Origin of the sequence: Psychrobacter glacincola (assembly GCF_965118485.1) — a bacterium.
GTDB classification, from domain to species: Bacteria; Pseudomonadota; Gammaproteobacteria; order Pseudomonadales; family Moraxellaceae; genus Psychrobacter; species Psychrobacter glacincola_D.
Map to the genome: position 1 here is coordinate 1 of NZ_CBCPJH010000066.1, position 5,799 is coordinate 5,799.

Genomic DNA, 5,799 nt, shown 5'->3' on the forward strand with positions numbered 1-5,799 from the left:
TTATATCTATCTTATACCTGATGTATTGTTATACTCATATTGTTGAATCATGACATTAATGTTAAATTATTTATAATAATGAATTGTTGTCTAATTTAGTACTCAGTCCAGGAATTTGGAATAATAAATAAATGCTTACAGATATTTTCGCTTATAGGTATTTGACATCTAATATTTGGCAGACGTTTTCTGAAGTTGAAAAACGGCTTCTTAATCAATTGTTTGGTGTTGTAAGAGATGCAATACCTTATTATGACTCAAATGGAAAAAGTATAGAAACCAATAAGGTTAAATGGAAAGCTTTGCACGATAGATTGTCAAGAGAGCTTGGAGTAGATGAACTTTCTAGTAGGTATTACTCACTTACAAATAAAAATCATCTAGGGCAGTCCGTACCCGTAAGCGGTTTTTTTAGTTGGGATTATGCCTGTGAAAAATTTGTTAAATCTGAATTCTCGCTTGAATTAAATAATCCAGATAGATTTATGAAAGAACGAATAAGTTTTATCGAGTTGGCAATGCGTATGCGATATGAAGATTTAGGAGTTATTTATGAAGATTTAGGAGTTATTAATGCAAATCTACCTAAAGCTCTAGTGGAAGCGAAAATGCGTGATTCAAAATCTTTACGCAAAACATACCCTATAAACAGTACAGCTGACCGATTAAAAGCATGGAATCAAACTTTGAATGACACATATTCATTTCAGGTTGAGGAGATTAATGAGCGATTTCGTCGCGCAAACGTACGGTTAACATTACACAATGGTTTTATTCAGGTTTCTACTGATGAATTGATTGAAAAAAGTATAGCTGAACCCTTTTGGAATATCGTATCAGATCCACTTTGGCAAAATATTGATATAGATATCAAAGAAGCTTTAGATCGAAGAGATTCAAATCATAAGGATCCTGCATTATTTGCCGCGAAGGCTTTGGAAAGTGCAATAAAAATAGTGTCGGATCAAAGAAACTTAACTTCAGGAAATGAAAAGGGAGCCTCGAACTATATAGATAACCTTGTAAGTAAACATAATGGGAGATACATAGACACTTGGGAAGCTGATATTCTTAAGGATTATTTCCGTAAAGTAAGAAACACTTTGGGTCATGGACCTGGCAGTGAGCCAATGCCTACGCTTTCTATTCCACAAACTGATTGGGCTATCGAGACAGCAATGTCTTGGATTAGAACATTAGTTCGAAGGTTATGAAGAAACTGTATAGCAAGTTATTCTATTTTACGCTTAATATTTGTGTTGTCCCTGTACAATATAATTAAAATACAGCTTTAAAATGAATTATGAACAAACCTTTTTGTAAAAAGCTCTGAGACTATGATCTCAAGTTTTGACTAAAAAATATAGAAAATATATTGTTAACAAACGTGCTATTTACAATATCCTAAAAATAATAACTATCAAAGAGAAAAATATGACAACTTCAAAAGTAACCTATCAAGGCGATTTACGTACCACCGCTATCCACCTGCAATCAAACAATGAAATCATTACCGATGCGCCTGTAGATAATGAAGGTAAGGGTGAAGCCTTTTCACCGACTGATTTATTGGCGACTAGCTTAGCCAGTTGTATGCTGACCATTATCGGTATTAAAGCCCGTGATATGGATATCGATATTGCAGGCACTACGGCTGAAGTGACCAAAGTGATGGCAGCTGATCCAAGACGAGTTAGTGAAGTACATATTGCTATTATTTTTAATCAGCAGTTAGATGATAAAACACAAAAAATATTCTATAACACTGCGCTCACGTGTCCGGTTGCGAAAAGTATCCATCCTGATATCATTCAAAAAGTGACTATTAATTCTAAGAGCTATTGATTCCAAGAACCACTAATTCCAAAAACTAGTAACCTCTATAATGGTAATTAATATGACTACCAAAACTTTACTTATTGTCGCGCATGCGCCATCGCTTAATACCAAGAAATTGGCTCATGCGGCGTATGGTGGTGCTAGTCATCCTGATTTAGATATCAATGTCATATTAAAGTTACCGCAAGATACCCAGCCTCAAGATGTATTGGCAGCTGATGCAGTATTATTAGGGACGACTGAGAACTTGGCTTATATGGCAGGGCTGACCAAAGATTTTTTTGATCGCTGTTATTATCCGGTGTTAGAGAAGAAGCAGGGTATGCCGTTTGCGTTATATATTCGCGCGGGTCATGATGGTACGGGCACCAAGCTTGCAATAAAGACCATTACGACTGGACTGCGTTGGGAATGGATTCAAGAAGCGCTGATTTTACAGGGAGATTGGCAAGAAGCATTTACTGAGCAAGTTGAAGAGCTGGCGATGACATTATCAGCTGGGGTAGAAGCGGGTATTTATTAGTTGTTTGACGCTTTGGTTGTCGATATTATTAATATCAAAGCTGTAGTAATGAAGGCATATAAGGATATTAGCAGTGTTTAATAATGACTCAGATAGTAGCCAATCTATTGCTCCTGCCGGAATACCATTTTCTCAAGCGTGCGAAAATAATAAGCAGCCGATTCTTCAAGTTTTACAGCAAGAGTTGAAAGACTCTACCCATGTATTAGAAGTTGGGTCAGGGACAGGTCAGCATAGTGTGTATTTCGCGCCAAGATTGACCCATTTAACATGGCAGACTAGTGATGTACTAGCGCATCATGCCACGATCAATGCTTGGCATACTGCGTATCCTGCGCCAAATCTATATGCGCCACTAGCTTTTGATTTGGCAGTCGATCCATTACCGATGAGTCTTGCTAGCAATCAGCCTTATGACGCGGTATTTACTGCCAATACTTTACATATCATTCCATGGCCTTTGGTTGAGCAATTGTTTGAGCTAGTGGATAATGCCTTACCTATCAATGGAAAGTTAATTGTTTATGGACCGTTTAACGAAAATGGATATTACACCAGTACCGGAAATCAGCAGTTTGATATCAGTCTCAGGCAACGCGACCCAAAGAGTGGTATTCGTCATTTAGAAGATATCATTGCTTTGGCAAAGACACATCATTTAAGACTATCTAATAAATATGCGATGCCCGCTAACAACCAGCTACTGGTATTTCAAAAATATTAAATTAGCGAAGCTTTGGAACAAAAAAGACCTCTCAATCAAGATCTAATAACGATCGATTGAGAGGTCTTTTGGTGTAGAGCTGATAATATTTTTGCATACAGTCAAATTATTTATCAAAAAGCGCCGTAAAACCACGTCACTTCTAGGGCGTGGTTTTACGGCGTCAGCTAGTGTCGCTCAGCCTTAAAACAGCCTTGTCAACCAAACTCATTGAGACCATAATCACTCTATGAAAACGCTCAAGTGTCGCATCAAAGACAAACATGCAAACCAGCTAAATAAATTGGCTGGCGCAGTTAACTTTGTGTGGAATTACGTCAATGATTTGAGTTTCAAACACTTGCAACGAACAGGCAAATTCTTTTCAGCTTATGATATTGCAACTTATGTAAAAGGCAGTGTTGAGTTTTTGAATTTGCACAGTCAAACCTTGCAAGCTATCACCGAAAACCACGCTAAATCTCGAAAGCAATTCAAGAAAGCCAAGCTAAATTGGCGTACCAACAACCCCAAAGCTAAGCGCAAGTCACTCGGTTGGATTCCTTTTAAAAATACCGCGATAAAATATTTAGGTGTCAAAAAGGCAGGAAAGAAAAGCCTCAAATCCACCATTCAATTTAGCCTTGCTAAAGGCAAAAATCTGACCATCGACGTTTGGGATAGCTACAATTTAGCACTCTACACCATTAATACCTGTGAGCTTGTACAGGACAGTCGTGGTCTTTGGTATGCGTGCGTCACCGTTAAAGAATACCCAAAAACTGCGTGTGGTGATAGTCAAGTCGGTATTGACTTGGGTTGCAAGGATTCAGCGACAACCAGTGATAGCGTCAAGCTACAAACTAAATTAACCCATAAATACGCACCAAAATTAAGGATTGCTCAAAGAGCTAACAATAAAAAGCGGGCTCGCGCAATTCATACCAAGATTAAAAACACCCGCCAAGACCTGATCCATAAGTTTACATCGAAACTTGTCAAAGATAATCAACGCGATGTTAATGCGGCAAAGAATATTCTTGCGCTCGGGCTTGAGCGTCTAGCAGTAGGAATCCCCTCACTTTAGGGAGGGGAGGGGTCAAAGGCTTCTGCTAAAAAATCCAAATAACGTTTCCAAGAACGCTCATCAGCGCGAGCATCATATCTATCGCTGCCGAACACGCTAAAGGCATGTGGCGCACCACTATAAGTGACCATCTCATGTGATACTTTTGCCGCTTCTAAGGTCTTAGCTAAAGTAGCAAAGCTTTCTAGAGAGACGGATTCATCTGCAGAGCCATGAAAGACTAATATCTCGGCAGTGGTCTTATCATAGCTTTGACCCGTTGGGGTATCAAAAGCACCGTGGAATGGTACAAACGCTTTTTGCGGGAACCCTGAGCGTGCTAGCTCTAAAGCAACCGTACCGCCAAAACAATAGCCCATCGTCACGCCTGTGCGTGCATCATTACCTTGCGCTTGACCGGCGTTCAATGCACCTTGTAGCAAGCGGCGCATTTTGCTGCGATCGTCATATAGTGAGCCGGTTAAGCGTTTATTGTCTTCAATAGTTGTCGGGCGAATGCCTTTCCCAAACATATCAGCAGCCAATACGTTATAGCCTTCAGTGGCTAACATATCAGCGCGCTTGCGCTCATAATCGGTGAGCCCATCCCAATCATGAATCAGTAAGATAAACGGTGCATTCGCTTTGTCTGCTTTGGCGTAATAGCCCTCATAGGGTTGGTTATCTACCGTGTAAGTAATATTTTTAGTGCTAATAGCAGTAGCAGTCTGGCTGAGCAGTAATGCCGCTAAGCCTAAAGAGGCGCTACACAGTAACTTTTCGCCGTAGCGCTTAGGTAGTTTGGTAAAAGTGGAGGTTGATATCAATGTCATAGCTAGCCTCATTATGTTAGTTAAAAAATGTCAGTGAAAAATAGCGTACTTAACAGCCAATCTACCCTTTTAACACTCATGAGCAGACATCTATTACAGAATAGCGTAAAGAATAACTACATGACAACGCTATATTGTTAAAAATAATAGCGTTTAAAATTATTTAAAGCTGAAATAATTACTGTTTTTCTTAACCAAATATCAACACGCTTAACGATATAGATGACATACCTGTCAGCGATTTTTGAGTAAGATAATTATTGATCTCAGCATTGCTATCTCAGCATTTCTACCTCAGCAGTGCTTGAGTCAATTTATTCTCAACCGTGCCATAACGCAGAAATAAACGGACATTTGAAGTCGCAATTACTCCTACGGATATAAAAACTGTGTTGGCGCTTATTGAATGGGCTATCGATAGCCCATTTTTACTCATTAGCTAGCTAGGATATTTTATGAATAAGAATATTGATCATACTGACCCCGCTCAGGATATGCATACCACACGTGGTAATGGTGGCGAAACCCATCAGCGTGCTGGTGATGACACTCAAGCCCTGACCACCCAACAAGGGGTTGTCATCTCTGACAATCAAAACTCCTTAAAAGTAGGTGCACGTGGACCAACATTGTTAGAGGATTTTGTATTACGTGAAAAAATCAATCATTTTGACCATGAGCGTATTCCAGAGCGTGTTGTCCATGCGCGTGGTAGTGCCGCCCATGGTTATTTTGAATTGACAGAAACGCTAGAAGAATACACCACGGCAAAGATTTTAAGTGAAACGGGTAAGCAAACGCCATTATTCACCCGCTTTTCTACCGTTGCCGGTAG

Annotated in this window: 7 protein-coding genes; 6 read left to right on the forward strand and 1 reads right to left on the reverse strand. The window is 39.5% G+C overall.

Annotated elements, in window-relative coordinates:
- Nucleotides 1–131: 131 nt before the first annotated feature.
- From ACMHKH_RS14355 to ACMHKH_RS14375, 5 genes are all read left to right on the forward strand, one after another.
- Nucleotides 132–1,214, forward strand: coding sequence for an AbiJ-NTD4 domain-containing protein (locus ACMHKH_RS14355; protein WP_413521306.1), 1,083 nt, complete (start codon nucleotides 132–134; stop codon nucleotides 1,212–1,214).
- Between the two features lie 220 nt (nucleotides 1,215–1,434).
- The gene (locus ACMHKH_RS14360; protein ID WP_413521307.1) at nucleotides 1,435–1,845 is read left to right on the forward strand and encodes an OsmC family protein; all 411 of its coding nucleotides are present in this window, start codon (nucleotides 1,435–1,437) and stop codon (nucleotides 1,843–1,845) included.
- Nucleotides 1,846–1,897: 52 nt separating this feature from the next.
- On the forward strand, nucleotides 1,898–2,362 hold the full coding sequence (locus ACMHKH_RS14365) for a flavodoxin family protein (protein ID WP_413521308.1): 465 nt from the start codon (nucleotides 1,898–1,900) through the stop codon (nucleotides 2,360–2,362).
- A gap of 73 nt (nucleotides 2,363–2,435) precedes the next feature.
- The gene (locus ACMHKH_RS14370) at nucleotides 2,436–3,086 is read left to right on the forward strand and encodes a DUF938 domain-containing protein (protein ID WP_413521309.1); all 651 of its coding nucleotides are present in this window, start codon (nucleotides 2,436–2,438) and stop codon (nucleotides 3,084–3,086) included.
- Nucleotides 3,087–3,315: 229 nt separating this feature from the next.
- Complete coding sequence (locus ACMHKH_RS14375) at nucleotides 3,316–4,152, forward strand: RNA-guided endonuclease TnpB family protein (protein ID WP_413521310.1); 837 nt, start codon at nucleotides 3,316–3,318, stop codon at nucleotides 4,150–4,152.
- On the opposite strand, the gene ACMHKH_RS14380 is transcribed toward ACMHKH_RS14375, so the two are convergent.
- Complete coding sequence (locus ACMHKH_RS14380) at nucleotides 4,149–4,964, reverse strand: dienelactone hydrolase family protein (protein ID WP_413521311.1); 816 nt, start codon at nucleotides 4,962–4,964, stop codon at nucleotides 4,149–4,151. The genes ACMHKH_RS14375 and ACMHKH_RS14380 overlap by 4 nt on opposite strands.
- Nucleotides 4,965–5,458: 494 nt before the next feature.
- Here ACMHKH_RS14380 and ACMHKH_RS14385 point away from each other — a divergent pair.
- Nucleotides 5,459–5,799 (forward strand): catalase (locus ACMHKH_RS14385; RefSeq protein ID WP_413521312.1); only part of this gene is annotated, 341 nt, incomplete at its 3' end.

Coding starts and splice junctions, on each gene's coding strand:
- ACMHKH_RS14355 (WP_413521306.1), top strand. CDS start 132: ATGCTTACAGATATTTTCGCTTATAGGTATTTGACATCTAATATTTGG.
- ACMHKH_RS14360 (WP_413521307.1), top strand. CDS start 1,435: ATGACAACTTCAAAAGTAACCTATCAAGGCGATTTACGTACCACCGCT.
- ACMHKH_RS14365 (WP_413521308.1), top strand. CDS start 1,898: ATGACTACCAAAACTTTACTTATTGTCGCGCATGCGCCATCGCTTAAT.
- ACMHKH_RS14375 (WP_413521310.1), top strand. CDS start 3,316: ATGAAAACGCTCAAGTGTCGCATCAAAGACAAACATGCAAACCAGCTA.
- ACMHKH_RS14380 (WP_413521311.1), bottom strand. CDS start 4,964: ATGACATTGATATCAACCTCCACTTTTACCAAACTACCTAAGCGCTAC.